Origin of the sequence: Nocardia sp. NPDC057440, from assembly GCF_042802915.1 — a bacterium.
In the GTDB taxonomy this organism is placed as follows: domain Bacteria; phylum Actinomycetota; class Actinomycetes; order Mycobacteriales; family Mycobacteriaceae; genus Nocardia.
The window spans coordinates 244,232-271,120 of the sequence record NZ_JBHVDF010000005.1; the positions used below are offsets into that span (position 1 = coordinate 244,232).

At 66.6% G+C, this 26,889-nt stretch carries 21 protein-coding genes; 8 read left to right on the forward strand and 13 right to left on the reverse strand.

The window, feature by feature from the left end:
* Window positions 1–159: 159 nt before the first annotated feature.
* The 7 genes from ACFU4Z_RS12630 to ACFU4Z_RS12660 form a co-directional block, all read right to left on the reverse strand.
* Entirely contained in the window at window positions 160–1,167 is a 1,008-nt protein-coding gene (locus tag ACFU4Z_RS12630) for an alpha/beta hydrolase (protein WP_379062130.1), read from the reverse strand.
* A 318-nt stretch (window positions 1,168–1,485) separates the two neighbouring features.
* The gene (gene zomB, locus ACFU4Z_RS12635) at window positions 1,486–3,441 is read right to left on the reverse strand and encodes a flagellar motor control protein ZomB (RefSeq protein ID WP_379062545.1); all 1,956 of its coding nucleotides are present in this window, start codon (window positions 3,439–3,441) and stop codon (window positions 1,486–1,488) included.
* A gap of 4 nt (window positions 3,442–3,445) precedes the next feature.
* Window positions 3,446–4,372 (reverse strand): decaprenyl-phosphate phosphoribosyltransferase, encoded by a 927-nt coding sequence (locus tag ACFU4Z_RS12640; RefSeq protein ID WP_379062133.1) that lies wholly within the window; start codon window positions 4,370–4,372, stop codon window positions 3,446–3,448.
* A gap of 1 nt (window position 4,373) precedes the next feature.
* Window positions 4,374–4,886 (reverse strand): phosphatase PAP2 family protein, encoded by a 513-nt coding sequence (locus ACFU4Z_RS12645; protein WP_328412583.1) that lies wholly within the window; start codon window positions 4,884–4,886, stop codon window positions 4,374–4,376.
* A gap of 110 nt (window positions 4,887–4,996) precedes the next feature.
* Window positions 4,997–6,934: a glycosyltransferase gene (locus ACFU4Z_RS12650; RefSeq protein ID WP_379062135.1), complete on the reverse strand. Its 1,938-nt coding sequence runs from the start codon at window positions 6,932–6,934 to the stop codon at window positions 4,997–4,999.
* Window positions 6,935–7,011: 77 nt separating this feature from the next.
* Window positions 7,012–8,238: a UDP-galactopyranose mutase gene (gene glf / locus ACFU4Z_RS12655; protein ID WP_379062139.1), complete on the reverse strand. Its 1,227-nt coding sequence runs from the start codon at window positions 8,236–8,238 to the stop codon at window positions 7,012–7,014.
* A gap of 465 nt (window positions 8,239–8,703) precedes the next feature.
* Window positions 8,704–9,426, reverse strand: coding sequence for an SDR family NAD(P)-dependent oxidoreductase (locus tag ACFU4Z_RS12660; protein ID WP_379062141.1), 723 nt, complete (start codon window positions 9,424–9,426; stop codon window positions 8,704–8,706).
* Window positions 9,427–9,533: 107 nt separating this feature from the next.
* Between ACFU4Z_RS12660 and ACFU4Z_RS12665 the strand changes: the two genes are divergently transcribed.
* A complete protein-coding gene (locus ACFU4Z_RS12665; protein ID WP_379062145.1) occupies window positions 9,534–10,160 on the forward strand; it encodes a TetR/AcrR family transcriptional regulator in 627 nt (208 codons plus the stop codon).
* A gap of 228 nt (window positions 10,161–10,388) precedes the next feature.
* On the opposite strand, the gene ACFU4Z_RS12670 is transcribed toward ACFU4Z_RS12665, so the two are convergent.
* The 4 genes from ACFU4Z_RS12670 to ACFU4Z_RS12685 form a co-directional block, all read right to left on the reverse strand.
* Window positions 10,389–10,964, reverse strand: coding sequence for a hypothetical protein (locus ACFU4Z_RS12670; protein ID WP_379062147.1), 576 nt, complete (start codon window positions 10,962–10,964; stop codon window positions 10,389–10,391).
* A gap of 59 nt (window positions 10,965–11,023) precedes the next feature.
* Entirely contained in the window at window positions 11,024–11,602 is a 579-nt protein-coding gene (locus tag ACFU4Z_RS12675; RefSeq protein ID WP_379062149.1) for a hypothetical protein, read from the reverse strand.
* A 219-nt stretch (window positions 11,603–11,821) separates the two neighbouring features.
* Window positions 11,822–12,595: a MerR family transcriptional regulator gene (locus ACFU4Z_RS12680; RefSeq protein ID WP_379062152.1), complete on the reverse strand. Its 774-nt coding sequence runs from the start codon at window positions 12,593–12,595 to the stop codon at window positions 11,822–11,824.
* 83 nt (window positions 12,596–12,678) lie between these two features.
* Window positions 12,679–13,617, reverse strand: coding sequence for an EamA family transporter (locus tag ACFU4Z_RS12685; RefSeq protein ID WP_379062155.1), 939 nt, complete (start codon window positions 13,615–13,617; stop codon window positions 12,679–12,681).
* Between the two features lie 107 nt (window positions 13,618–13,724).
* Here ACFU4Z_RS12685 and ACFU4Z_RS12690 point away from each other — a divergent pair, with 107 nt between their 5' ends.
* Window positions 13,725–14,225, forward strand: a complete 501-nt coding sequence (locus ACFU4Z_RS12690) for a MarR family winged helix-turn-helix transcriptional regulator (RefSeq protein WP_379062158.1) — start codon at window positions 13,725–13,727, stop codon at window positions 14,223–14,225.
* Between the two features lie 113 nt (window positions 14,226–14,338).
* Here ACFU4Z_RS12690 and ACFU4Z_RS12695 read toward each other — a convergent pair whose 3' ends face one another.
* The gene (locus tag ACFU4Z_RS12695) at window positions 14,339–15,574 is read right to left on the reverse strand and encodes a SpoIID/LytB domain-containing protein (protein ID WP_379062161.1); all 1,236 of its coding nucleotides are present in this window, start codon (window positions 15,572–15,574) and stop codon (window positions 14,339–14,341) included.
* A gap of 551 nt (window positions 15,575–16,125) precedes the next feature.
* Here ACFU4Z_RS12695 and ACFU4Z_RS12700 point away from each other — a divergent pair.
* Complete coding sequence (locus ACFU4Z_RS12700; protein WP_379062164.1) at window positions 16,126–18,477, forward strand: N-acetylmuramoyl-L-alanine amidase; 2,352 nt, start codon at window positions 16,126–16,128, stop codon at window positions 18,475–18,477.
* Between the two features lie 87 nt (window positions 18,478–18,564).
* On the opposite strand, the gene ACFU4Z_RS12705 is transcribed toward ACFU4Z_RS12700, so the two are convergent.
* Window positions 18,565–19,365 carry an HAD family hydrolase gene (locus ACFU4Z_RS12705; RefSeq protein WP_379062548.1) on the reverse strand — a complete coding sequence of 267 codons (801 nt, stop codon included), beginning with the start codon at window positions 19,363–19,365 and terminating at the stop codon, window positions 18,565–18,567.
* A gap of 257 nt (window positions 19,366–19,622) precedes the next feature.
* Between ACFU4Z_RS12705 and ACFU4Z_RS12710 the strand changes: the two genes are divergently transcribed.
* The 5 genes from ACFU4Z_RS12710 (at window position 19,623) to ACFU4Z_RS12730 (ending at window position 26,882) form a co-directional block, all read left to right on the forward strand.
* On the forward strand, window positions 19,623–20,600 hold the full coding sequence (locus tag ACFU4Z_RS12710; RefSeq protein WP_379062167.1) for an ABC transporter permease: 978 nt from the start codon (window positions 19,623–19,625) through the stop codon (window positions 20,598–20,600).
* A 73-nt stretch (window positions 20,601–20,673) separates the two neighbouring features.
* On the forward strand, window positions 20,674–21,594 hold the full coding sequence (locus ACFU4Z_RS12715; protein WP_379062170.1) for an ABC transporter permease: 921 nt from the start codon (window positions 20,674–20,676) through the stop codon (window positions 21,592–21,594).
* Window positions 21,591–23,441 carry a dipeptide ABC transporter ATP-binding protein gene (locus tag ACFU4Z_RS12720; RefSeq protein WP_379062172.1) on the forward strand — a complete coding sequence of 617 codons (1,851 nt, stop codon included), beginning with the start codon at window positions 21,591–21,593 and terminating at the stop codon, window positions 23,439–23,441. The genes ACFU4Z_RS12715 and ACFU4Z_RS12720 overlap by 4 nt, the downstream gene beginning before the upstream one ends.
* A gap of 17 nt (window positions 23,442–23,458) precedes the next feature.
* On the forward strand, window positions 23,459–25,168 hold the full coding sequence (locus ACFU4Z_RS12725) for an ABC transporter family substrate-binding protein (RefSeq protein WP_379062174.1): 1,710 nt from the start codon (window positions 23,459–23,461) through the stop codon (window positions 25,166–25,168).
* Between the two features lie 34 nt (window positions 25,169–25,202).
* Window positions 25,203–26,882, forward strand: coding sequence for an ABC transporter family substrate-binding protein (locus ACFU4Z_RS12730; RefSeq protein WP_379062177.1), 1,680 nt, complete (start codon window positions 25,203–25,205; stop codon window positions 26,880–26,882).
* Window positions 26,883–26,889: the final 7 nt, after the last annotated feature.

The window sequence follows — 26,889 nt, forward strand, 5'->3', positions numbered from 1 at the left end:
GCGTCTCCCCACCCCCGGCCGGCTGCGCGTGGGCGGGGGGCGCGCGCGCGCCGGCGGGCGCCCCCCACCTCGTCGGGGCCGCCCCTAACACCATCCCGCCGCCCCCCCGCCCCCCCGATTTCACCGCGACCCCAGCTCTACCGAGCCGGGCTCATGAACTCACCCGATGTTGGCCGAGAGGTCCGGAATCATCCGGTAGACCTCGGACTCCCAGTTGCGCCAGTTGTGGATACCGACGGACGGGAAGCTGTAGGTGACGTTCTGCGCACCGAGGGTCATCATGCGGACCTGGAAGGCCCTGGTGTTGACCAGCGCGAGCGCCTCGAGCGGCGTGCCCTGCAGGATGTCCAGCGGCGATGTCGCGTCGGCGGCACCCGGCAGCGCGCTACCGGCGGCGACCCAGACCCTGGTGCCGTTCGCGATCAGTCGCGGCGCGAAGACGAACGGGTCCATCCGCAGCCACTGCGGGCCCCACGGCGGCGCCATCGCGTCGATGTTGTAACCACCCGCACTGATCATGGCCACGCGCAGCGCCTCACGCATACCCGGCGCGGAGATGTTCAGGTAGCCCGAGTACGAGCCCGCGTACCGGAACTGGTCCGGGTGGTAGGCGGCCAGCGTCAGCGCGGCGCTGCCACCCATGGACAGGCCGAACACGCCGTTGCGGTTCGGGTTGAAGCCGAGCCGGTCCCGCAGCGCCCAGCGCAGGTTGTTGGTGAGGAACGATTCCCACTTATAGGTGTTGTTCTTCCCCAGCGTCTCGTTCCAGCCCGAGGAGCCCGTCATCGCGGAACCCGACGAGGAGCCGTTGGCCGAACCCGTCGACCCGGTGTTGAGGCCGAGGAAGTTGCCCGGCGCGTTCCAGTCCGCGTAGAAGCTGGACGGTCCGCCGACCGGCATGACGACGTTGATGTTCCACTTGGTGAGCTCGCGGGCGATCTCGGTCTCGGCCTCCCAGCCGTTGATGTCGCCCCGGGCCCGCATGCCGTCCAGCGCGTACACCACGCGTCCGGTGTTGCCGTCCGCCGCGCGGAAGATCCGCGACTTGATCGGGCCCATCGACGAGTCGACCCAGAAGTCGAACGCATCGGGATTGAACGCTGCCGACGCGGTGGCGCCAGGTCCTGCCACCGACACCCCGAGCGGTAGCAAAACGGCCAGCGACATCAGCACCGACCGCTTGAACCACGCACCGGCTCTCCGGGATCTCAGACGTCCACTTTCGGTCTTACGCCCGATAACGCCTCGCATTTATTTGGACCCTTCCTTCATCCGACCGAATCCGATCGATTTACGGTGACCTCCGGTTTTCGCCCATCACGAGGGAACGCCACCGGCGGGCGTACCGTCGCAGCCTAACGCGTCATCGATGCATGGGCGTTATCAAAAAGTGATAAAGCGGCGTACGCCACTCTACCGGCGTAGTCCGATGAAACTACTGAGCCCACGGTGATCCGTGGGCTCAGTGTGACTACGAGAATATGATCATCGTGGCGGTTGTGGGAAGGGATCGACCAGATCGCAGCGCTGGATCTCGTACTTCGGCACCCGATCGATGCGGTACTTGGCGAAACTCAGCGCGTGCAGCAGGTTGTGCTTGAAACGGTCCCACGTGAGCGGATCGCGATAGGAGATGGCCAGCGCCTCGGTGTCCGGGCACTTCATCGCCGTCCGCGCCTGGGTAACCCATTTCTCGTCGAGGAACCACGGCATCCACGGCTTCTTGTCGACCACGCCGGTATCCACGATGACCCAGTCCGGATACAGCGCCTTGTCGTGCCCGATGCGGCCGTCGGTCAACCGGTCGGTGTGCGCGGCCAGCGGATAGGCGAGGCCCATCTGGTCGATCACGCGCACGTTCAGCGGGACGTTCATGCTGGTCATGCCCAGGTTCAGGAAGTAGACCGTGTGTCCGGCGCCGCCTTCGGGGATCGGCTGCGGCGGCGGTGCGATGTACCAGAACATGAACGACGGCGAGTTCAGCAGCAGGCCGCCGTCGGGGGTGGCCGCGATGTCGTTGACCATCGGCCGGATGCGCGGGTAGTCGAGGTAGTCCTCGGCCAGGATCGGATGATCGTGGCCGGTGTTGAGCACGTAGTAGACGCGCTCGTCGACGATGCCAGAGGAACTGATCTTGGTCCCGGTCTTGATGGCCGTGGTGTTAGCGGCGAACAGCGCCCAGCCCGCGGTGCCGATCAACGCGAACCCGATCACCGCGAACGACCAGTCGGTGGCCGACATCGACCGCAGACCGCCGTCGGGCAGCCGGATCGGCGCCACCGCGACCGGCAGCAACAGGCAGAACAGCTGCGGCAGCAGCATCCGGCCGTGCATGAAGTCGCCACCGACGCGCAGCGCGTACACCGTCAGGATGACACCGCTGCCGAGCATGAGCGTGACCACCGCGCTCGGCGAGCGCAGCCATGCGCGCACGCGGTCGACGGTCCCACCGCGCTGCTCGTCGGCAGCGGCGGACCGACCGGCCCGCGCCGGTGCGACGGCCGTCGCGGTGCGCGCCGCGACGACGCCCGCGGCGAGCAGCACCAGCAGCGGCACCCACAGGTAATAGGGACCGACCAGGTCCCACAGGTACTTGAAGCCCTGTCCCCACTTCGCGCCGCCCGCGTCCTTGGCGACAGCGGTGTTCGGGTAGGGCAGGCCGTAGTAGCCCATACGCCAGACCTGGTAGCCCAGCGGGAGGATCCCGGCGGCCGCGACGATCAACGCCCGCAGCACAATCGGACGCAGCCGGGTCTTCGGCATCGGCGCACAGAAGATCATTGCCAGCGCCAGTCCGCCGACCAGGGTCATCTCGGGACGAATCAGCGGCGCGAGTCCGGCGAGGAACACCAGTCCGAAGAAGCCGGGCAGCCGGACCCGCTCGGCCTGGCTCCACCGGATCATCAGCCACCACAGCAGGCCGAGCCAGCAGATGACCAGCCCGCTCTCCAGTCCGGAGGAGGCGTAGTCACGGGCAGGCGGCAGCGCGATGTAGACAAGCACGCCCGCGGGCAGCATCAGCGCGGACTCGGCGCCACCCCACAGCCGCGCGGTCCCGAGCATGGCGAACACGATCGCGGCCATCGACACCGTCAGCGCGACACCGAGCACCACGTACTCGAGCCTGGCCTGGGTGAGCCAGCTGAAGAACCAGACCAGATAGGTCCACGCCGTGCTGGTGTTGGTTTCGACGCGTTCGTCCACGTTGAAGACCGGCCCGTTGCCTGCCAACAGGTTTCGCACCGTTCGCAGCACGATCAGGCCGTCGTCGGCGATCCAGCGCCGTTGCCAGGCGCCGGTCGCGAACAGGACAACAGTGAGCGCCATCCCACCGACGAAGATGGCTCGGGATAGCTGTACGTGCCGCAACGTCGAGCGAGCCGGCCCTTCGGCCGGCTCGTCGGTTGCGTATTCCGTTCGCTCCGCTCCCTCGACCAACATCTCGTCAGGTGAGATAGACAGCGACACCTACCGCTCCGATCCAGGCGATTGCGAGGAACTGGAGGATGCGGTCCCCCAGCGCGATCTCTTCGGGTTCACCGGCCTCGCCGCCATCGACGTCGACCGCATAGCGCAGGATTGCGATGGTAAACGGAACCATCGAGATTGCGAACCAGTTGGTGTTCTTCAGGCTGTCCTGCTGGAACGCCCAGAGGCCGTAGAACACCACCACCGCTGTCGCGGCGAGGGTCCAGATGAAGCGCAGATAGGTCGGCGTGTAGTACTCGAGCGACTTGCGGATCTTGGCGCCCGTGCCCAGCGCGATCTGCAGTTCGGCGTAGCGCTTGCCCGCCGCCATGAACAGCGAACCGAACGCCATGATCAGCAGGAACCATTGCGACAGATCGATATCCGCGGCCGCGCCACCGGCGACGGCGCGCAGCAGGAAGCCCGAGGACACGATGCAGATGTCCAGCACGGCCTGATGCTTGAGGCCGAGGCAGTAGGCCAACTGGATGCCGATGTAGACCGCCATCACGACGGCGAGATGCCACGACGCCAGGAACGATCCGGCGATCGACGCGACGAGCAGCACCGCGGCCAGCATGTAGGCCAGGTTCACCGGGACCACGCCCGCGGCGATCGGCCGGAACCGCTTGGTCGGGTGCGCCCGGTCGGCTTCCACATCGAGCGAGTCGTTGACGAGGTAGATGCCCGACGCCGCCATGCAGAACACCACGAAGGCGATCCCGACGGGGGCGAGCACGTCCACCTCGGTGGCCGAGCCCGCGGCCAGCGGCGCGGCGAGCACCAGAACGTTCTTCACCCACTGTCGCGGGCGAACGGCCTTGATCAACCCGCCGGCCAGCGTCTTGGGCGGGCCCTTGACGACGGCCTCGGCTAGGTCGGCGCTGGTCGGCTCTTCACTCATGTCAACCAAGGCTCTTTCTTGTCCGGTCACTATCGAGTCTCTTTTCGGCGGCAAGCACAACAGCGGCGGACGCGGCACCGAGCGCGGATCCGGCGAGCACGTCGGAGGGATAGTGCACCCCGAGTACGACCCTGGAGAGCAACATCGGTGGAACGAGCACCGCAGGCAAGGGTAGCCCGGTCAATTTCCCGAGCAACACCGCCGCCGCCGTGGTCGAGGTCGCGTGCGAGGACGGAAAGCTCAATTTGCTCGGCGTAGACACGTTGACCTGCACCGATGGGTCGTTGGGGCGGGGCCGCCTGACGATCCGCTTGATCACGATCGAAGCAGCGTGCGCACCGACCGCGCCGACCGCGACCCCCGCCCACTGCCGACGCCGCGGTTTGTCCGCGAGCCAGCCGACGGCGGCGATGCCGACCCAGCCGAGCGCGTGCTCACCGAAGTGCGACATGCCGCGAGCCGCCTTGACGACCGCGGGGTTGCCGCCGATCGCCGACTGCACCGCATTGAGGATGGCGACCTCGGGCGGCGCGGTCGCGGTTTCGGGCGCGACGCCATGGGCGGCATGCCCGTTCGTGCTGCGCAACGCCTCGTTCACCGCCGCGCTGCCATGTGCTCCGATGCTCACTGCTGCGTGCCTTTCGTATCGCCGATGCCGAAGGCGTTCTCCCACGCGGCGGTGCTGGTCAACTGCGGATGGGCGGCACGGTAGCGCTCCTGCATCTCCGGGAAGCGCGCGGCCAGCTCCTTGCGCAGCCGCATGGCCTCCTTGAACAGGCCGAGGGCCTGCCGTGGATCGCGCTTGCGGTAGACGACGCCGCGGCCGTCGGCGGTGGTGACGGTGACACCGTCGACCTGCGAGAGCAGGAACCACCGCGCGTCCAGGGTCGGCACATTCAGCTGCGGACGCTCATGGTGCTCGGGCTGGGCGGGTCGCACGCTGTGCACGAGGCCCTTGGCGAGCCGGACCACCTTGGCGATCGGGTTGGCGGGTTCGCCGACCGCGCCGACGCCGATGTGGCTGGCCAGCGGCAGTTCGGTGGACGAGGGCAGGATCACCGCGTCGGGGTACTGCTTGCGCAGCTCGTGCACCGCGCCGAGGGCGCTCGGCAGCAGCTGGAACAGCCGCTCCGGGCCGGCGAGGAAGTCGCGAATCGCCAGGTTCTGGATGGCGACCGTCGAATACTCCAGGCACAGCAGGTGTTTCATGGTCGCCTTGACCGTGTTCACCACCATGGCGCGGCCATTGCCCGGCAGGTGCAGCGAGGCGACGACCAGGCGGTTGCGCAGGTGGAAGTACGCCTGCCAGTCGATGGCGTCGTCCTTGTCGCTCCAGGCCATATGCCAGACGGCCGCGCCGGGCAGGGTGACCGTCGGGTACCCGGCGGCACGCGCGCGCAGACCGTATTCGGCGTCGTCCCACTTGAGGAAAAGCGGCAGCGGCTGACCGAGCTCCTCGGCGACCTGCCGCGGGATGACGCAGGTCCACCAGCCGTTGAAGTCGACGTCGATGCGCCGGTGCAGCAGCTTGGAGTTGTCGCGGTCCTTCAGCGGGTACTTCGAGAAGTCGTGGTCGTACTCCACATTCGGCGCCGCGGTCCACATGAAGATGCCGCGGTCGACGACCTCACCCATGACGTGCAGGTGCGAGCGCTCCTGCAGGTTGAGCATCTGCCCGCCGACCAGAACCGGCGACTTGGCGAAACGCGCGAAGGCCAGTGCGCGCAGGATCGAGTCGGGCTCGATCTCGATGTCGTCGTCCATGTAGACGATGTACTGGGCGTCGGTGGTCTTCAGCGCCTCGTACATCACCCGGCTGTAACCGCCGGAGCCGCCGAGGTTGGGCTGGTTGTAGATGGCGAGCCGGTCGCCGAGCACCGCGGCGGCCTCGGTGAAGCCGGGCTCGTCGACCACCTTGCGGGTGCCCTGATCAGGGATGATGACAGCCTTGATCTTCTCGAGCACCAGTGGATCCGACCCGAGGGCGCCGAGGGTTTTCACCGCGTCGGTCGGCCGGTTGAACGTGGGCATGCCGACCGCGATGCTGCCGTCGCCCGGCGCCTCGATCGGGGCGTACCAGCCGCCCGCCAGCAGTGTGACCGCCGTGTCGGTGGTGATGTCGAACCAGATCCAGCCGCCATCCTCGAACGGAGCGAGATCGGTCTCGAACTCGACGTGCACCGATTCGGCGCCGGGCGCGACGGCGAACTCCTTGCCCTGCACGTGGATTCGCGAGCCGTCCGCCTTCGAACGGTAGACATCGACGCGGCCGTGCCCGGCCAGCTCCAGCCGCAGCACCACCGATTCCAGGATGCTCCAGCGCCGCCAGTAGCTCGCGGGCAGTGCGTTGAAGTAGGTGCAGAACGACACCTCGGATTCCGCGCCGACCGACAGCGAGGTGCGAGTGGCGGCGTGCGCGCGCCGTGCGTTGGTCGCCGACTCCTCGACGTAGAGGGTGCGCACGTCCAGCGGCTCACCCGGCCTGGGCAGGATGATGCGCTGCAGCAGCGACTTCGCGCGGGTTTCGGTGGTCATATCTTCCAAGATCGACTGGGAGGTCATCCGTTACTTTCGGTGTCAGTGCGGGTCACCCGCACCTGGTCGGCTTCGACGAGCCGAGCTTCGCGAGTGTGGCTCATCTACGCCTCGTCCGCGAGCAGCTCGCCCGATTCCAGGTGCGGCCGCAGCACATTGTCGAACATGCTGAGCGCGCTGCCGATGGCCATGTGCATGTCAAGGTACTGATAGGTGCCGAGGCGGCCGCCGAAAAGGACCTTCTCCGTTGCGGTTTCCTTCTTGGCGAGGGTGCGGTAAGCGGCGAGCTTGGCGCGGTCCTCCGGGGTGTTGATCGGGTAGTACGGCTCGTCGCCGGTCTGCGCGAAGCGGGAGTACTCGCGCATGATCACGGTCTTGTCGTTGGGGTAGCTGTCGCGCTCGGGGTGGAAGTGGCGCGGTTCGATGATGCGGGTGTAGGGCACGTCCGCATCGTTGTAGTTCATCACCGAGGTGCCCTGGTAGTCGCCGGTCGGCAGCACTTCGGTCTCGAAATCGATGGTGCGCCAGCCGAGTTCGCCCTCGCTGTAGTCGAAGTAGCGATCCACCGGACCGGTGTAGACCACCGGCGCGTCCGGGTTCTCGGCGCGAATCTGCTCGCGCACGTCGAACCAGTCGGTGTCGAGCCTGACCTCGATCAGGTCGGAGGCGGCCATGTTCTCCAGCCACTTCGTGTAGCCCTGTGCGGGCAGACCCTCGTAGGTGTCGTTGAAGTAGCGGTTGTCGAAGGTGTAGCGCACCGGCAAGCGGGTGATGTTGCCCGCGGGCAGTTCCCTCGGGTCGGTCTGCCACTGCTTGGCGGTGTAGTCGCGGACGAACGCCTCATAGAGCGGGCGGCCGATCAGCGAGATCGCCTTTTCCTCCAGGTTCTGCGCGTCCTTGGTCTCGACCTCGGCGGCCTGCTCGGCGATCAGCGTGCGCGCCTCCTCGGGGGTGAAGTAGCGACCGAAGAACTGGGAGATCAAGCCGAGGCCCATCGGGAACTGGTAGGCCTGCCCCTTGTGCATCGCGAAGACACGGTGCTGGTAGCCGGTGAACTCGGTGAACTGGGTGACGTAGTCCCACACCCGCTTGTTCGAGGTGTGGAACAGGTGCGCACCGTACTTGTGCACCTCGATCCCGGTTTCCGGCTCCGGCTCCGAATAGGCGTTGCCACCGAGGTGGTAGCGGCGGTCGATCACCAGCACTCGCTTGCCGAGCAAGGTAGCGGTGCGTTCGGCGACGGTCAGCCCGAAGAATCCGGAGCCGACGACGATCAGATCGAACTGTGAGGCGGTGGGGACGGAGTTACCCGAGGACGATGCGGCGGTCACGGGAGCCCAGCGTATCGGAAGTCTCCGCGCTGTCCTGGCGGAGTCACCGGGCGGGCTGAGCGGCCCTGCTCCAGCCAGTGGTTTCGGAGAGAGAACATCCGAATTTCGCCGAGAGTTTGCCCAAACCGCCATGTGACCGCAATAAAGCCGCTATTCAATAGACACTCGAACTGAGCGATCGTCCAGTTTGGCGGCGAAGGCCGATCGAGCCACACCATCGCCCGGTCGACCGGAAACCCCGCATCGTGGATGTCACACCCTCGCCCCGTCCATCGGGTTCCGCACCCCGGTCGCCGTCCTCGGCAAACCAGCCTGGCCCCACCACATGGGCCGCCGAGGCCGACTCACCGGCAGGCGCACCCATCGCCGACGGCCCGGGTGGTGCGTGACAGGCACACCGACCTTCGGCGATGCGGTGAACGCCGTCGATGCGTGCGATGCGGTCGCGGCCCCGACGAACCGGCGTCACTCGGGGAAGCCGACCTCCACCTCGACCTCGGTCCGCTCGGTGTACATGCGCCAATAATGTTCGCCCAGTTCGTCATTGCCCATTCTGGCGATCTCGACACCGGGCGGCACCAGCTCGGGATGCTCGTCGACGATGCGTTCGGCCTTGCTGTTGCCGATCAGCACGCCGATGTTGAGCAGTCCGACATAGACGCCGGTGCCCGCGAGTTCGACGTCGAGTTGGCGGATGTAGGTGCGCTGCGCGCCGAGGATGACGCCGAAGTTGGACAGGTAGGGCAGCACATACCGGTCCGACGACCCGGAGGAGAAGAGCAAAGTGCCCGCACCGCGCTCGACCATCGCGGGCGCGAGCGCACGGGCCATCCAGATCGGCGAGTAGAGCTTCAGTTCGAGCGGGACGCGCAAGGCTGCCGCGTCCACGTCCAGCGTGGTCGGGGTCCGGTCGGTCATGTCGGCCGCCGCGCCGTGCAACGCGACGTCGATCTGCCCGAACGTGCCGGTGATGTCGTCGACCACACCGCGCAGCTGCGCTTCGTCGGTGAGATCCGCGGGAAAGGCGGCAGCCTCGATACCTTCCGCGGCCAGCTCCTCGACGTGCCGCGCGGCCTTGTCCGGATTCCGGCCGATCACCGCGACCCGGAAGCCCTCGCGCCCGAACCGCCGCCCGGTCCCCATGCCGAGCCCCGGCCCGAACCCGAATATCGCGATCGTCTTCGTCATGCCACTACCTCACTAAGTTGAGCCATGGTTCAAGTTCACTGCGACCGTAGCATTAACTTGAACCCATGCTCAAGATAAATCGAGCGGCAGATTTGTAGGATCGGCGAATGCCCGAGGACAAGCCGTTACGCAGCGACGCCCGCCGCAATAGGGACGCGCTCGTGACCGCTGCCAGGGAAGTGTTCGAAGAACGCGGTCTCGACGCACCCCTGAAGGAGGTCGCCGCCCGCGCAGGCGTCGCCATCGGCACCCTCTACAACCGCTTCCCCACCCGCGACGACCTCATCGCCGCCGCCGTCGAAGACCGCATCGAAGCGGGCGGACGCATCGCCGAACAGGCCATCGCCATCGACGACCCCTGGGACGCCTTCACCTACCTCGTCGAGAAGGTCTGCGAGCTCCAAGCCAGCGACCGGCTCCTCAGCGACCTGTCACTGCGCGCGGCCCCCAGCGCCGCCATCGCGCGCGCCCAGGAACACGGCCACGGCCTGATGCGCCGAATCATCGTCCGCGCACAGGAAGCCGGCGTCCTGCGCCCCGACTGGGTCCTGGAGGACATCGCCTTCATCACCTGGTCCCACACCCGCATAGTCGAAGCCACCGCCACCGTGGCCCCCGACATCTGGCGCCGCCACCTGGCCCTCGTCCTCGACGGCCTCCGCGCCTCCGCCGCCCACCCGCTTCCGGTCCCCCCGATCACCGAAGACCAACTGATGCAGGCCATGCGCGGCTGATGCCTATCCATTCGCCCCACGGCCGGTCGTCACTCTCGATCACCGCCGTGCTGGTCGAAACCGCCCGCAGGACAAGCTCCCACAGTCCGGTATCGACCTCGGCTTGCTCCAGGCTCTGGTAGCCACGTTGCCATCCACCGCGCGATCGATCGTCAGCGGCGATGCCGCCGAGCGTGGTTCCACGACTCCGAGCAGATCGGTTCGATCGCTCGATGCCGGCCGAGGCCGTCAGTAGGCCGGCTCGTCCAGATGCGGAACGGCGCGGCGGCGAGGAGATGCCGCTACCCAGCGGGCGGTGTAGCTCGATGCCGCGGTGAGGAAGGTGGCGAGGGGGACGACGATTGTGGTCAGCCCGGCGAGCCAGTCCTGGTGAACGAAGGCCGTGAGGGTGCCGACAAGGCCGAATGTCGACGTGATGGCGTCGGCGGCGCGAGCCCCTTCGTCGAACCAGTGGATGCCGTAGCTGGATTCGTAGCCGGTGAGCGAACAGGCAAGGGCGGCAAGGGCGATGGCGAGCATCGAGCCCGAAGCGACGGTGAGGGTGTAGCGGCCGGTCTCGTCGCGGCGGAACAGCAGGATCGCGCCGTAGATCAGCGCGAAAGCCAGCAGCAGGGCGCCGAGGGTCGCGAAGATGGCGAGGGAGTTGTCGAATGTGTCCGGGTCGCTACGGAATGCGATCAGCAGCATGCCCGCGCCGATCAGATTGCTCGCACCGAGGACCACGCCGAGTACCCCGGCTGTCGTCGCCAGTGCTGCGCTCGGTTCCGAGTACGGGGCTGCGCCCGAATTCCCAGTGGCATCCACAGTTCGACCGTAGCCGGTGATCGGCGTCCGCACCGGACATCCAGGCAGCCCGGAAACGGCTACGGGTATCGCGGCAGGCGTCCCGCTGCGATCCAGCGGCCTGTCGAGCTCCACGCGGCCAGGACCAATGTCAGCAGCGGCGGCCCCGCGCCGATCGCAACGACCATGGCCAGATCGGAATCGGCGAGCGCGCCGACGCCACCGAGGGCGCCGACGCCGAATATCGGCAGGGCGGCGACGAAGAGCGCCAGAACCGTTCCGAGGATCACCATGACCCTTCCGGTCTGCTTGCGACACAACAGCAGAACAGCACCAAGGACCAGCAGAAAGGCGATGAGTCCCACGCCACCGAACCACACGGCGTAGATCGTGTCGAGCCGTACCCGAGTGGATGCGATAGAGCCGTTCCTCGCGGTGAGCGGACCGTGGCGGTCGCGCCACTCCAGTAACGCGAACACCGTGCTGATCGTGTTCTGCACACCACCGAGCAGCGCCAATATCCCCGCGGTGATGGCCGTTCCGCCGCCGGGCCGTGGCTGATATCCGTACGGCGGCTGGTAGCCGGGCTGCGATGGATAGCCGGGCGCCTGCGGATAGATGTGCTGCGGATTCCCCGTGTGACCATACGGATAGTTCATCGAGCCCCCCTCGTCCTGCTGGCGAACTCTACCTTCCGCGAGCACGTGAAATCGAGCGCTCCGGCGCGGGCCCCGCCCGCCGACACAGTCACCGCCGAACGGCACCCGCTCTTCGAACCGAGCTGCCCGCGCGCGTCCAATGCGGCATCCAAGCCGAAAGCGCCCGCATGCCACGTGACATGCGGGCGCTCTACCTTGTTGCGACCGAGCAGTTTCCGGCTACCGCAGCCGGTTCTCGGCGTAGACCTTCATCGCGTCACGCACGAATTCGGCTGTGCCCTCGCCATGTACGTCGTAGTTCTTCCCGAACCTCGGGTCGGCGACGTACATTTCGCCAAGGCCGATGAAGGCCTCGGCGGTGAGCGGGCGGCCCTGCCAGCTGTCACCGAGCCAGTCACGGTGCCGTTGCGCGATGGCCTGGACCTCGTCGCTGTCGGGTGTGCGCCCCGTGGCGCGCGCCCCGCCGTAGTCGGCCGCGATGTCGAGATGCGTTTGCTGGTGCGCCTTCTTGTCGGCCTCACTCAGCGAACGCCACCAACGGTCGCCGCTCTCGTAGGCGTCCTTGCCCCAGCGTTCGATCACCTCATCCTTGTACTGGGTGTGGTCGAACCCGTCGAAAACTTCTGCTGCCATGAGTTGTTCACCTCGTTCCGTCTTGTGCAGCGTGGTGGTCACCGATTCGATCTGGCGCCGGATCCGATCCTGTTCCTGCCGTAGCAGTTCCAGGTGCGCGCGCAGTGCGGCGTTGGCGTCCTGTTGTCCGGCGAGAACTTCGGCGATGGCAGGCAGGCCGAGGCCGAGTTCTCGCAGCAGCAGGATGCGTTGCAGCCGCACCAGGGAGTTCTGGTCGTAGTAGCGGTACCCGTTGGCGCCGATTCGGCTCGGCGGCAGTAGCCCGAGCTGCCCGTAGTGGCGCAGTGTCCGGCTGGTGGTGCCTGCCGCCTTGGCCAGGTCCTGGATGGACCATTCGCCGGTGCGGGTGGCCGATGCCATGACCCTTTCCCTTCGTTCTCGTCGGTACTTACCAGCTTGCAAGTTGACGTTACGTCAAAGTCAACACTTTTCTCGGCGAACTCCTAGCGGGCCGGGACGGGCACCGGCGCACCCGGCTCCTCGGGCAGCGCCGCGGGTGCAGGCTTGCCCGCCAGCTGACCGAGCAGGGTGCCGACCAAGGCGATCACCATGCCGAGCACCTGCAGGGGAGTAAGCGCCTGACCGAGCGCGACCCAGCCGATCACCGCCGCGGATACCGGGCTGAGCAGCCCGAGGAAGGCGATCGAGGTGGCAGGCACCCGAGAGATGCCGCGGAACCACAGCCAGTACGCCACTGCGGTGCCGATGATGCCGAGGTACAGGTAGCCACCGACAGCGCGGCCGTCGAGCGCCGGCGGAGCGCCCTCGATCAGGAAGGCCAGCGGCGCGATGAACAATCCGCCCGCGGTGAGCTGCCAGCCGGTGAGCGCGAGTGGACCGACACCGTCGGGCCGTCCCCAGCGCTTGGTGAGCACCGTGCCCAACGACATCGACGCGGCGCCGGCGAGTCCGGCGATCACCCCGAGCGTGTCGAGCTGGGCATTGCCACGCAGCACCACCAGTGCGACGCCGAAGATGCCGACCAGACCGGCGATGATCTTGCGCCCGGTCGGCTTCTCCGCCAGCACCATCGCCGCGAAGCCGAGCGCGATCATCGGCGCCACCGCACCGAGCACGCCCGCGACACCGCCCGGCAGCCGGTAGGCGGCCAGGAACAGCAGCGGGAAGAACGCCCCGATATTGAGGATGCCGAGCACCGCGGCCCGTCCGACCCAGATGCCGCGGGGCAGCACCCGCGTGAGGGCGAGCAGCACGAGCCCGGCGGGCAGCGCGCGCATGAGCGCGGTGAACAGCGGCCGGTCCGGGGGCAGGAACTCGGTGGTGACGGCATAGGTGGAGCCCCAGACGATCGGAGTCAGGGCGGTGAGCGCCAGGGTGCCCGCGTAAGAACCCGCGGCACGCGGGGCGGTGGTTGTGGTCATGTCGGTCGCTCCTCATTGATAATCTCAACGTTGAAATATCTACCGTACGAGATGTCTCACCGTCAAGTAGATCAATGTTAAGATTCTTAGGAACGAGAGGAACTCCGATGGGAGACGCCGTGGACCTGATCATCGAACACTGGGGCCGGGAACGCCCCGATGTGGATGTCTCACCGATGCAGGTGATCGGACGGATCAGCCGCCTGTCGCGTGTGGTGGAACAGGACCTGAAGAAGTTCTTCGCGGGCCACGGCATGGAGTTCTGGGAGTTCGATGTGCTGGCCACGCTGCGGCGCTCCGGCGGCGAAACCGGGCTCACCGCAGGCGCTTTGAACCGAGCGGCCATGGTGACCTCGGGCGCGATCACCAATCGCATCGACCGGCTCGCGACCAAGGGCTTGGTGGAACGCACGCCCGATCCCGAGGATCGCCGATCGGTCCGGGTTCAGCTCACCCCGGCAGGCCGCACCCTGATCGACGACCTGCTCCCACTCCACATGGCAAACGAGCAGCGCATGCTGACGACACTGGATGCCGCGGCGCGCGAACAGCTGACGGGACTGTTACGCAACCTGTCCGAGTCCTTGGGCGACACCTCGCTGGATTGACCCCATCGACGCCTTCGGTCAGCTTTCGCGCGAAAGACGAAAACCGATCGACAGCAGGCGACTTCGGAAAACCCGCTGCCCGGAGTCAAACCTCGGCAATGTCATCGAACCGATCAGAGCTCACCTCCGGTCGGACCGCCGGACGGGAGGGCAGCGCTCGACGTCGGACGCGGCGTCGGGGTCGACGCGGTTTTCGGCGCGACGGTGTGCCCCGGCGCAACGGCGCTCGCGGGCGGGATCGCATCGGCAAGCGGCACGGCGTTGTTTGAGGGCTTCGCCCCAGAAGCGGGCGGCTCGGGCACCAACTGCATCAGCCTGGTGAAGTCGACGACCTGAGCACCGAGGGTCGGCGTCGAAACGATGACGCCATTGGTGAACATCCGATAGGTGCCCGCGTGCTGCGGCAGCGCCATCTCGGGGCCCAACGGCTGCCCGACCGAACTGTTCGCGCCGCCGAGCCGCCGGTACTCGACAGCGATCGGCAACTCACCGACGACGGTCTGGGTGCGCGGATCCAGCGGACCGACGGCGGACTGGTCGGCGGGACCGGGTTCGACTGGCACCGGCCCCAATTCGCCCGGGGTCGGGCCGACGGCGAAGGTGTAGATATCGGCAGGCTCGCCGCCGTCGGGCGCGGCGGAGTATTCCGCTCGCAAGATCCGTCCGTCGCGCAGCAGGACCATGCCCGCGGTGGCGACCACCGCGGCGGCCGTACGCGGATCTTCCTTGTCGGTACCGGGATAGGCCTGGCAGTCAGTGGTGTCGCAGGTCTGCGCGTAGGGGTAACGGCGCTCGGCAAGGGCATACGAACGAGCCGCGATCGCCTGGGCGCGAAGGGCTTCCACCGCACCCTTGTCGGCCCAATTGGCCTGCACCTCGGCGGGCACCACACCGAGCAGGTAGTCCTGCACATCGACACGGTTGACCGTGCGCGCCTCGCCGTTCTCCGTCGCCACACCGAGCGCGCCCCGGTACGCCGAGCCGCCACACAGGGTCAGATGTTCAGTAGCGGGCCTGCCGGGCGCGTGATCGTGCGGATAGATCCACGGGTCGTCGGTCGCGGACTGCCACAACACCTCGCCGTCACAGCCGGTGGTGACGACCACATTCGCGCCGCCGTCGGGCAACGGTGTGAGGTGAGCGGCCTGGCCGGCGGCGAACTCCCGCCCCGCGACCCGACCGCCCGCATCGGCGTAGGCGTCCAGGGTGGAGTCGTCCTGTTCGACGAGCCGCACCGCGACCGTGGCCTGCGGGATTCGGCCGAGGTCTGCGCCCGGGTAGTAGTGCTCGAGAATCTGCCCGGCCTGCCACCCCTCGAGCGCGCTGTCGAATGCGCCGACCTGACTCATGCCACGTCCATGCCCGGGCCCTGCCAACGGTCGATATCCCGCGTGCCCTTGCCAACCCCAGAATGCGAGAACTGTTCCCGCAACGAGCAGCGCAGCACCGGTGACAAGAACCGGAGGCGCGGATATCGCGGACGGTGTCGTCGGACCGCGATATCCGCGGACCGAGCGCGGTATGCGCGCACCCCATTTCGCAGGCAATTGTCGCTGCGCGCGTGCGCTTTCATTTCGGTGCTGTCTGCGTCGCATCTGTTCACTCCCACGGTTTCCAGGACCGGATCAGTGCTCCGCCTGTCGGCATGTCGCGCCGTCCGGTCGCAATCCGAGAGCTACATTCGAGCAATCATATTAATCCTCAAGAAGAGGTTTAGATAATGTGACAGTTGTAAACTAGTGTGATCGTTGATGCATCAGGATGCAAGCCTGAATCTTTTGCACAGATCGCCAGTTCGACCTGATTGGAGATGCTCGTGCCGTACCGCAAACCGAAACGTTCCTACGTAATCCCGGTTGTCACCACGCTCGCGGTAGCGGCCCCGCTCGCAGCATTTACCATGAGCGATTCGATCGATTACCGCTCGACCACCGATAGCGAGCTGGCTGCTGTACCCGCACAACTCGCCGAAATGGCGCTCGCCTCCGCCCCCGACATCACGCTCCCGCTCAAGGAGCTCACCGGCCTCGACCTGCCGGACCTGCGGCTGTCCGATCTGCGCATGCTGCCGTTGCCATCGTCGCTGCGGATTCCCGATGGCCTGCCGCTGCCACCAGGCATTCAGCTACCAAAGGAAATTCCACTACCCAGGCTCAATTCCGGCCAAAGCCCGACGGCGCCAGGCGCCGGCCCGAATTCCGTTCCGAGCCGAACAGTCCCTGGTCAGAGTCAATTCGCTCCCGGGCAGTTTCAGACAGCTCCCGGACAGCGCCCGCTCTCCGGCCAGTACCCCGCCCCGAGCCCGACCGCTCCCACGCCGCCCATCCCGGGTCGCACCCCGACCGCGAGCTTCATCGCCGACCCCAGCCTGCTGGAACCGGGAACCACCCCCGACACCCCGGCGTTGGCGCCCGGCGCCGTCCCGCCCGACCTGATCGACCAGGTCGGCGCGCAGGTCAAGGAGCTCACCCGCGAAACACCGTTCAGCGTGGTCGCACTCACCGCGAACGATCTGGTGAACACCACCGCGACGATCCGTGCCCGCCAACCCGACGGCGCATGGGGACCCTGGTATGACACCGAGGCCGTCGACACCCGGCGCACCGATCGCGCCCCGGCAGGCGGCACCACCGGCACGGAACCGATCTACGTCGGCGACACGAAGGCCGTGCAGATCCTGGTGACCCGCAAGCCCGCCGCGTCGACAGCGCCGCAGGAGCCCACGCAGCCGACGGCGGCCGCCGCGCGCTCCGACGACCCGGCCCAGATCAACGCCGCGGCCATGACCGCGGTCCTCATCGATCCCGGTCGCGGCGCCATCGACAGCGAACTGTCCGACGTCGCCGCGGCACTGCCCGGCGGCGGCCCGAACGTGATCACCCGTGCCCAGTGGGGCGCCGACGAATCGATCCGCTGCGAGGAACCGACCTACGACGCGGACGGCGTCGGCGGGGTGACGGTCCACCACACCGCGGGACGCAACGACTACAGCAAGGCCGAGTCCGCGGGCATCGTCCGCGCGATCTACACCTATCACGCAAGGACGTTGGGCTGGTGCGACATCGGCTACAACGCCCTCGTCGACAAGTACGGGCAGATCTTCGAGGGTCGCTTCGGCGGACTGGATCGCCCGGTGCAGGGCGCGCACGCGGGCGGATTCAACGAGAACACTTCCGGCGTGTCGCTGATGGGCAACTACGAGTCGGAGCAGCCGTCGGACGAGGCGATCAACGCCCTCGGCAGGTTCGTCGGCTGGAAGACCAAGGTCGCGGGCCTCGATCCGAAGGGGTACACCACCATGTACTCCGAAGGCACCGAATTCACCTCCTACGCCCAAGGTGAGAGCGTCCGGCTGCCGATAGTGTTCGCGCACCGCGACGTCGGCAACACCAGCTGCCCCGGTGACGCCGCCTACGCGTTGATGGACCGCATTCGCGACATCGCCGCGAGCGGCACGGGACAGTCGAGCGTCCCGGTGCAGACCACCCAGCCGCAGACCGGTAATACACAGACGCAGAACGGCACTCAGCAGCAGCCCGCACCGCGGACGCAGCCCGACCTCGCCACACTTGCCGCACTGGCCAACGAGCTGCTCGGCATGGTGAACGAGAGCGGAATCGCCAGGTATTGGTTCGACCAGGGCGGCCCGACCGGCCCGCTCGGCGCCGCGCGGTCGAAGTTGCTTCCCGCGGCGTCGGGCCAGCAGTACGCCAAGTTCACCAACGGGTATGTGTATTCCGCGCCCGACGGTCAGGTGTACGCGGTGATGGGTGCGATCCTCGACCGCTTCCTCGCGCTCGGCGCCGACGCGGGCGTGCTCGGCCTGCCGCTGAGCAATTCCTACCCGGTGCCCAATGGCCTGCGTTCGGACTTCCAGTACGGCTCACTCGTTTTCAACCAGCTGACCGACATCGTCACCACGGTATGGAAGACCTACAACGACACCTACCAGCAGGAAACGCGGCGCAAACCGAACGAGCGGATCGCCGCACCCGGACCGGCGCCCGCCCCGCCCTCAGCACCCGGCAATGCTCCGGCGCTCGGCACTGATCCGGCACCGGCACCGGGGATCGCTGCGGCTCCCGAGACCGCTCCGGCACCGGAGATCGCTGCGGCTCCCGACGCCGCTCCGGCACCGGACATCGCTGCGGCTCCCGACGCCGCTCCGGCACCGGACATCGCTGCGGCTCCCGACGCCGCTCCTGCACCGGAGACTGCGCCCGCGCCAGAAGCCGATCCGGCCCCGGAGTAGGACCCACCGCCGCGTTGAATCGAAAGTTGTTGCAGCACAGAATATTGCGCGTCGGTTGATTGGCCTCCCGAGACCAACCGAACCGACTCAGACCCACCAGCGTTCCAGCACCCGCGCAACCCCGTCCTCCGAATTCGCCGCGGTGACCTCGTTCGCGGCGGCGAGCGCCTCCGGGTGCGCGTTGGCCATCGCCACCCCGTGCCCGACCATCGTGAGCATCGGAACATCGTTGGGCATATCGCCGAACGCGATGATCGTCGAGTGCTCCACACCTAGCCGCTGCGCCACCGAGGCCAGCCCGGAGGCCTTGGTGACGCCCGGTGCGGACAGCTCGATCAGACCGTGATCGGTCGAATAGGTGATGTCAGCGCGGTCCCCGATCAGTGGCGCGAGCACCGCGCGCATATCGGCGCTGCTGGTTCCGCGTAGTCGGACCAGCATTTTGATCGCGGGCGCGTCGATGACCTCGCTGCGGGACACGGCGGTGTCGTCCGGATTCAGCCAGGCGTGCTCGTACTCGGGCGAGCTCACGAACTGCGGCGTCACCGCGTCGTGCGCGCGGGCGCCGACTCGTTCGGCGGCGAGACCGCAGCCGGGCAGCGCGCGTTCGGCCAGATCCGCGATCCACGCCAGGGTCTGCACGTCCAACGTCTTGCTCGCCAGCACCCGATCGGTGGCACTGTCGTAGATCACCGCACCGTTGCCGCAGACACACAGCGGCGCGTAACCGAGACCGTCGACCACCGGGTCGATCCAGCGCGGCGGCCGACCGGTCGCGAGGACGAACGGCACACCGTCGGCGACCAGGGCGTCGATCGCCGCCTTGGTCCGCGCGGTGACCCGCTCGTCGTGATCAATGAGGGTGCCGTCGACATCGGTGGCAACCATCTTCGGTTTGGGCAGGTCCAGGCGAGTCACCTACGCCATCCTGCCGGAAAACAGTCTCGAGACGATCGCGATGTGCGTCAGGAGGGCGGTCGACGCCATTTCGCGTCGTCGGCCCGGGTCTCCGGCTCGGCCTTCGGAGATCCGACAGAATAAAGGACATGCCGAACCCCCGCGTGGCACGCGCGCGGCGACACACGTCCTTATGATCAGGGGCTAATACTCATGCTGGCCCGCCCAGCCGTAAGACCAGAGGACTGATGACCGGCTTCCTGCTACGACGCGCGCTCAATTATGTCGTGCTGTTGCTGCTGGCCTCGTTCCTGACGTTCAGCCTTGCTTCGCTGACGTTTCGGCCGTTGGACAGTCTCGAACAGCGCAACCCGCGGCCACCACAGGCGGTGATCGACGCCAAGGCCGAGCAGCTGCATCTCAACGATCCGATTCCGCAGCGCTACGTGACCTGGCTGAAGGGTGTCTCGCACGGCGACTTCGGCACCACACTCGCCGGACAGCCGGTCGGTGAGGAGTTACCGCGCCGGGTCGCGGTCAGTCTGCGACTGCTGATCATCGGTTCGCTCGTCGGCACCGTGCTGGGCGTGCTGATCGGCGCGGCGGGAGCGATCCGGCAGTACAAGTTCAGCGACTACTTCACCACGGTCGTCTCGCTGCTGATCTTGAGCACTCCGGTGTTCCTGCTCGCCACCTTGTTGAAATATGGTGCGCTGGAAGTCAACTCGCTCACCGGTTCGCAGATCTTCCTCTATACCGGTGAAACCTCGGCGAATACGGTCACCGGCTTCTGGCCGCAGCTGCTCGACCGCCTCCAGCACCTGGTGCTGCCGACGGCGGGCCTCGCGCTCGGCGGTATGGCGGGCTACAGCCGCTATCAGCGCAACGCCATGCTCGACGTGCTGCAGAGCGACTTCATTCGCACCGCCCGCGCCAAGGGCCTGACCCGCAGCAAGGCGTTGTACAAGCACGGCCTGCGCACCGCGCTGATTCCGATGGCGACGCTGTTCGCCTACAGCCTCGGCGGCCTGATCACCGGTGCGACGTTCACCGAGAAGATCTTCGGCTGGCACGGCGTCGGCGAGTGGCTCGTCGACTCGATCAACGCCCAGGATCTCTACGTGGTGGTGACGGTGACGGCCTTCGCCGGGCTGGTGGTGCTGGTGTCGGGTCTGCTCTCCGACATCGTGTACGCGATTCTCGACCCCAGGGTGCGTGTGTCGTGAGTGAGCGCAGCGATCGAACCATCAACACAGCACCGTTCGGCACGGCGGAGCCGAGCCGTAGCGAGGCGCAATCGTGACCGAAGCCGAAATCATTGTTCAGGGCGCGCCGGAGATCACCGCTTCCGGCAGGCGCAAGCTCGTCTGGCGTCGGTTCACTCGCAATAAGCCCGCGATCGCGGGCGCGGCGGTGCTGATCGCACTGTTCGTCGCCAGCTTCGCGCTGCCGCCGCTGCTGGCCTACGACTATCAACAGCTGGACTACACCGCACTGCTCAAACCACCGAGCGCCAAGCATCCTTTCGGCACCACGCAGATCGGCCAGGACGTGCTGGCGCAGACGCTGCGCGGCCTGCAGAAATCGCTGGTTATCGGCCTGTGCGTCGCACTGTTCTCCACCGCCATCGCCGCGACGGCGGGCTCGGTGGCCGGCTTGCTCGGCGGCTGGACCGACCGGGCGATCATGTGGGTGGTCGACCTGCTGCTGGTGGTGCCCAGCTTCATCATCATCGCGCTGTTCGCACCGCGCACGAAGGGCAGCGGATCCATCGCCTTGCTGATCGTGCTGCTGGCCGCCTTCGGCTGGATGATCAGCGCGCGGATCGTGCGCGGCCTGACCCTGAGCCTGCGTGACCGCGAATTCGTCAAGGCCGCCCGGTATATGGGTGCACCGACCCGGACGGTGATCGTCAGCCACATCATTCCGAACATCGCGTCGATCCTGATCATCGACACCACGCTCAGCGTCGGTGCGGCGATCATGGCCGAAACCGGTTTGAGCTTCCTCGGTTTCGGTGTGCAGCCGCCCGATGTGTCGCTCGGCTCGCTCATCGCGGCGGGCACCAAATCGGCGCTGACCTACCCCTGGCTGTTCCTGTTCGCCGGTGGCCTGTTGATCATCACGGTGCTGAGCGCGAATCTGGTCGGTGACGGCCTGCGCGACGCGTTCGATCCGGGCGCCAAGCGGGCCCGCTCGCGGAAGAAAGCGAAACCATGACGGGAGCAAGTTCGACCGCACCCCTGCTCGAGGTCACCGATCTACGAGTCTCGTTCCCCAGCGAGGAGGGCCGGATCGACGCGGTGCGGGGGGTGAACTACACAGTGTCCGACGGTGAAGTACTCGCCATCGTCGGCGAATCCGGTTCCGGCAAGTCGGTGTCGTCGCTCGCGGTGATGGGGTTGCTGCCGGAGCAGGCGCGCATCAACGGATCCATCCGGTTGCGCGGGCGCGAACTGCTCGGCCTCGGTGACCGCCCAATGTCCAAGCTGCGCGGCAGTTCCATCAGCATGGTGTTCCAGGACCCGCTTTCGGCGCTGACCCCGGTGTACCGGGTGGGCGACCAGGTCGCCGAGGCGCTGCTCGCGCACGGCACGATGGGCAAGAAGGAAGCCGGCAAGAAGGCGGTGGAACTGCTCGACCTGGTCGGCATCCCCGAGCCCGCGGTGCGCGCCACCATGTTTCCGCACGAGTTCTCCGGCGGCATGCGCCAGCGCGTCGTCATCGCGATGGCGATCGCCAACGATCCCGCGCTGATCATCTGCGACGAGCCGACCACCGCACTCGATGTGACCGTGCAGAAACAGATCCTGAACCTGCTGCGCAAGGCGCGCGACATCACCGGCGCAGGCGTCATCATGATCACCCACGACATGGGCATCGCGGCCACCCTCGCCGACCGGGTCGCGGTCATGTACGCGGGTAAAATCGTCGAAACCGCCACCACCACCGAGCTTTTCAACGCGCCTCGGATGCCGTACACGGTGGGGCTGCTCGGCTCCATCCCGCGCATCGACGGCCCCGCGCGCAGTCCGCTGATCCCGATCGTCGGCGCACCGCCCGCGATGCATTCGCTGCCGCCCGGCTGCTCCTTCGCGCCGCGCTGCCCGATCGCCATCGACGACTGCCGGGCGGCCGAACCACCGCTGGAGAAGACCAACCCCGGGCACTCCGCCGCCTGCATCCGCACCGCGGAGGTCGGTTCGAAGGAACTGTTCGAGGCCTACCGTCAGGAAATCTCCGAACCGCGGACCGAGGCCGCCACCGAAGACCGTGTGGTGCTGAAGGTTTCGGAGCTGGTGAAGACCTTCCCGATCACCTCGGGTGTGGTGTTCCGGCGCCACAAGGGCGAGGTGCGCGCGGTCGACGGCATCAGCTTCGAAGTCCGCGCAGGCCGCACACTGGCGCTGGTGGGCGAGTCCGGTTCCGGAAAATCCACCACGCTCACCCAGATTCTGGACCTGGTCCGGCCCGAATCCGGCAGCATCGAGATCATGGGCAGCGATGTCGCGACCCTGACCAAGGCGCACAAGCGGGAGATCCGCAGGAAGATGCAGATCGTCTTCCAGGATCCGACCGCGTCATTGGACCCGAGGCTGCCGATTTTCGACGCACTCGCCGAGCCGTTGCGCATCGATGGCCGGCCACGCGCCGACATCGCCCGGCGGGTACCGGAACTGCTCGAGCAGGTCGGCCTGCGCCCGGAACACTCCGATCGCTATCCGGCCGACTTCTCCGGCGGCCAGAAGCAGCGCATCAGCATCGCCCGCGCGCTGGCCTTGGATCCGGAGCTGCTGGTGCTCGACGAGCCGGTGTCCTCACTGGACGTGTCGATCCAGGCAGGCGTGCTGAACCTACTGCGCGACCTGCAGATCGAACGCGGACTGTCCTATCTGTTCGTCTCGCACGACCTGTCGGTGGTCCGCAACCTGGCCCACGACATCGCGGTGATGTACCGCGGCAAGATCGTCGAATCCGGTCCGGCGGAACAGATTTTCGCCGATCCGCGCAATGAGTACACCAGGGCGCTGATCGACGCGATTCCGGTTCCGGCTGTGAGCCGGTAGCGGAAGGGGAGAGCGCAATGCGGATCCGATCGAGCCGAGCCGGGATGGGCTCAACCCGAATGACCGCACTGCGATGTGCCGCGGTGACAGTCGCGCTCGGCCTGATCGCGACCGGCTGTGGCGCCGAGGACTCCGACGCGGGCAAGGGGCTGTCGGACGCGCTCGGCACCACCAGCGATATCAACCCGCGCAACCTCGGCGAAATCCGCGAGGGCGGCAACCTGCGCCTGGTGACGACCACGTTTCCGGCGAACTGGAACACGCTGTCCAACGAGGGAAACGACGGCGAGATCGCCGACATCGAACGACCGATGATGCCGCGCTCCTTCACCACCGATGCGACGGGCGAGCTTTCGGTGAACAAGGACTACTTCACCGATATCGCACTGACCGGCACCAACCCGCAGCAGGTCACCTACACCATCAACCCGAAGGCCGTCTGGTCCGACGGCAACCCCATCACCTGGGAGGACATTCGATCCCAGGCCAACGCGCTGCGCGGGGCCGACAAGCGCTTCCTGATCGCGATCACCAACGGCTTCGAGTTCGTGGACAAGGTGGAACGCGGTGTCGACGACCGGCAAGCCGTCCTCACCTTCGAACATCCGTACGCGGAATGGCGCGGCCAGTTCGCGGGCAATGCGTCACTGTTCCCGAAATCCGTGACCGCAGACCCGGAATCGTTCAACAACAGCCTGGTCGAGGCCATGGGACCGAGCGCGGGGCCGTTCGTGGTGCAGTCCACCGATCGCTCGCAGGGCCGAATCGTGCTGGGCCGCAACCCGAAATGGTGGGGCGCGACGCCGAAGCTCGACACCATCACCTACAGCGTGCTCGATCACCCGGCGTGGGTGGGGGCGTTGCAGAACAACGAAGTCGACCTGGTCCGGCTCAACAGCATCGACGAGGTCAAAACGGTGCGCAATACCCAGGGCCTGGCCCTGCGCCGCGCGCCGGGCAACCGGTGGCGGCACATCACGTTCAACGGAGCACCGGGCTCCATCCTCGCCGATCCACAGGTGCGCGTCGCCATCTCCAAGGCCATCGACCGGCAAGGGATCGCGACCGCGACCCAGAACGGCCTCGTCGAGAATCCGAAACCGCTGAACAACCACATCTTCCTGCAGGGCCAGGAAGGCTACCGGGACAACAGCCTCGGCTTCGATTCGGCCGCGGCGGCCAAGGAACTCGACGCGCTCGGCTGGAAGCTCAACGGTGACGTCCGCGAGAAGGACGGACGCAAGCTGATCATCCGCGATGTCATGTACAACGACCCGCTATGGGTGCAGATCGCCCAGATCATCCAGCAGAACCTGGCGCAGATCGGCGTCAAGCTGACCATCGACACCAAGCCGGGCGCGGGATATTTCACCGATGTCATCCAGCCAGGTGACTTCGATGCCGCCCAGTTCATCTTCCAGGGTGACGCGTTCCCGCTCGGCAGCATTCGGCAGATCTACCGCTACGACCCGAACGATCTGCAAGGCAACTACGGCCGCATCGGCTCACCGGAGCTCAACGACCTCATCGATCGCACCCTCGCGGAACTCGATCCGGAGAAGACGATCGAGTTGGCCAACGAGGTGGATCGCCAGGTGTTCGAGGAGGGCCATTCCCTGCCGCTCACCCAATCCGACGGCAGCTTCGGCGTCCGTGCCGAGCTGGCCAATATCGGCTCCCCCGGGCTCGCGTCCTACGACTACACCACCATCGGCTTCCTGAAGTAACCCCCAGCAGCATCCCTGCGGAAAGGAGCGGACCATGCGGATTCGTTCATGGACGACACGACTGGCGATTCCCCTTGTCACGGTCGGCTTGATCGCGGCCGGGTGCAGTTCGGACGAGGAGGCCGCCCCGGAAGGCGCCGCCGCCGCGCTCGGCACCACCAACGACATCAACCCGAAAGATGTCAGCGAACTGCGCGACGGCGGCAATCTGCGCCTCGCCATCAGCGCGCTGCCGCAGAACTGGAACGCGCTGCACAACGACGGAAACGACGCCGACACCGGCGGGCTGCTGCGCCCGGTGATGCCGCGGGCGTTCAAAACCAATGCGGCAGCGGAACTCTCGGTCAACACCGACTATTTCACCGATGTCGCGCTGACCGGCACCGAACCGCAGCAGGTCACCTACACGATCAACCCGAAGGCCATCTGGTCCGACGGCACCCCGATCACGTGGGAAGACATCCAGTCCCAGGCCAACGCGCTCAGCGGAGCCGACAAATCGTTCCTGATCGCCAACAACAGCGGCTTCGACCGGGTCGAGAAGGTCGAGCGGGGCGTCGACGACCGGCAGGCCGTCATCACCTTCAAGAAGCACTTCGCCGACTGGCGAGGACAATTCGCGGGCAACTCGTTCCTGTTTCCCAAGGCCGTCACGGCCACCCCGGAGGCTTTCAACAAGAGCCAGCTCAACGGCCTCACGCTGTCGTCGGGCCCGTTCATCATCCAGTCGGTGGACCGGGCGCAGGGCCGGGTCGTGCTCGGTCGTAACCCCAAGTGGTGGGGCAACACACCTAAACTCGACACCTTCACCTTCAGTGTGCTCGACAGTTCCGCGCTGCTGCCCGCGCTGCAGAACAATGAAATCGACGCCGTCGGCCTCGCCAGCAGGGACGAATTGAAGACGGCGCGCAACACTGACGGCATCGCGATCCGCCGCGCACCGGGAAATAGCTGGTCGCACCTGACGTTCAACGGGGCACCCGGATCGATCCTCGCCGAACAAGGCGTGCGCGTCGCGATCTCGAAGGCCATCGACCGGCAGGGCATCGCAAGCGCCATCCAGAACGGTCTCGTCGAGAACCCGAGGCCGCTGAACAACCACATCTTCTTGCAGGGCCAAGACGGTTACCAGGACAACAGCCTCGGTTTCGATCCGGCCGCGGCCGCCAAGGAATTGGACGCACTGGGCTGGAAGCTCAACGGCGATGTCCGTGAAAAGGACGGCCGCAAACTGGAAATCCGCGACATCATGTACAACCAGGACGTCTGGGTGCAGATGGCGCAGATCATCCAGCAGAACCTCGCTCAGATCGGTGTGAAGCTGACCATCGAAACCAAGGCGGGCACCGGCTTTTTCACCGACGTCATCCAGCCCGGCAACTTCGACGTCGGGCAGTGGACCTGGGTGGGTGATCCCTTCCCGCTCGGTAGCCTCATCCAGATCTATGGCTACAACCCGAACGATCTGCAGGGCAACTATGGACGCATCGGATCGCAGGAGCTCAACGACCTGATCGAGCAGACCATCTCGGAGCTCGACCCGAAGAAGGCCATCGAGCTGGCCAACCAGGTCGATCGCAAGGTGTTCGAAGAGGGTCATTCCCTGCCGCTGATGCAGTCACCCGGCAATGTCGCGGTCCGTGCGAACCTCGCGAACTACGGCGCGGCGGGGCTGGCATCCTACGACTACACCAAAATCGGTTTCCTGAAGTGAGAGGACC